This is a genomic window from Blautia ammoniilytica (genome assembly GCF_025566965.1).
In the GTDB taxonomy this organism is placed as follows: domain Bacteria; phylum Bacillota; class Clostridia; order Lachnospirales; family Lachnospiraceae; genus Blautia_A; species Blautia_A ammoniilytica.
The window spans coordinates 16248-17888 of sequence record NZ_JAOQJL010000005.1 but is presented as its reverse complement, the minus strand read 5'-3'; the positions used below and the strand labels follow the sequence as shown (position 1 = coordinate 17888).

1 protein-coding gene is annotated in these 1641 nt (G+C 42.6%); it reads left to right on the top strand.

The annotated features are described in order from the left end of the window. A partial coding sequence (locus OCV61_RS03515; protein ID WP_262582661.1) for a SpaA isopeptide-forming pilin-related protein occupies positions 1-1641 on the top strand: 1641 nt, incomplete at both ends.

Here is a 1641-nt window from a genome sequence, read left to right as displayed (position 1 = left end):
GATGATTTTGAAGTGAATATCACAGAGCATCATCCAAATGAGCCACAGATCTGGCGAGTGCTTCTGGATGAAGAGTTTAAGGCAAAACTGAAAATCGTGAAAAAAGACGATGAAACAAAGAAATCCGTCCTGATTGCAGGAACAGAATTTAAAGTGTACGACTTGGACAACAAGAAGTATGTGGAACAGGTAACAACTTACCCAGTGACAACAACCCATAAGTCCTATTTTACGGACAGCCAGGGATATCTGATCATGCCGAAGAATCTGAAGATCGGACATTACCGCATTGAGGAAGTCAACGCACCGGAAGGGTACACAATCAACAAGAACTATGTAGAGATTGCGGTGGATGCAAACACAGCATACCAGATGGATTCTGAGAGCGGAGATGCCATTATTACGGTAGATTACGAGAACCATCCGGTAAAAGGAAAGCTGACGATCTATAAAAAAGGTGAAATGCTGACCGGATTCAAAAAGGATTTTGTTTATGAAGAAAGATACCTGAAGGGTGCGGAATTTAATGTCTATGCAGCTGAAAATATCTATACACCGGATTATCAGAAAGATGAAAACGGAAACAGACAGCTGATCTATGCAAAAGATGCACTGGTAACAACGGTAAAGACTGGAGAAAACGGAAAAGCAGTTGCAGAGAATCTGCCGCTTGGTTCTTACTATGTAGTAGAAAAGACTGCACCGGAAGGATTCGTACTGAACCATGACAGATCAGAAGTCGCATTTGTCTATGCCAATCAGGATACACCTGTGATCGAACAGGAAGTGACTGTTGGCGATGACCGACAGAAAGTTACAATCCAGGTAGAAAAACAGGATGCAGAAAATGGTGCAACCGTAGCTGGAGCTGTCTTTGGTATCTTTAACAAAGCGGATATTAAGGCGGATGGAAAAGTGATCGTGAAAGCAGACACACTCTTACAGGAAATGACTTCTGATAACGATGGACTTGCAGCATGTACGCTGGATCTGCCACTTGGACAGTATTATGTGAAGGAGTTAAAAGCACCGGCGGGATTTGTATCCTCTGATGAAGTTCTGAATCTGGATGCTTCTTACCAGGGACAGGATGTGAAGACAGTAAAACTGAAAACTGTGAAAAAGAACCAGCCGACAACAGTAGAAATCACGAAATCTGATGTAACAACAGGTGTGGAGCTGGATGGGGCAAAACTCACCGTTCTTGATAAAGAAGGAAATGTTGTGGATCAGTGGACGTCTGTAAAAGATCAGCCACATGTGATCAAACGCCTGACAGTTGGAGAGGAATACACTCTTCGTGAGGAAATGGCACCTTATGGATATCTGAAAGCAACGGATGTGAAGTTCACTCTGGAAGATACCGCAGAGATTCAGAAAGTAGAGATGAAAGATGAAGTACCGACAGGACTTCTGATCATCAACAAAAATGGAGAGTTTTTGGATAAGGTAACACTTTTGGATCATGTAAAAGGTACCGTGGAGCATCTTTTTGAGTATGTAACCGGAAGCCTTACAGATGTGACGTTCGATGTATTTGCTGCGGAAGATATCAAAGCGGCAGATGGTGTCAGTGAAGATTATTTCAAAACCGATGAAAAAGTGGGAACCATTACCACAGATTCCAATGGTATTGCACAG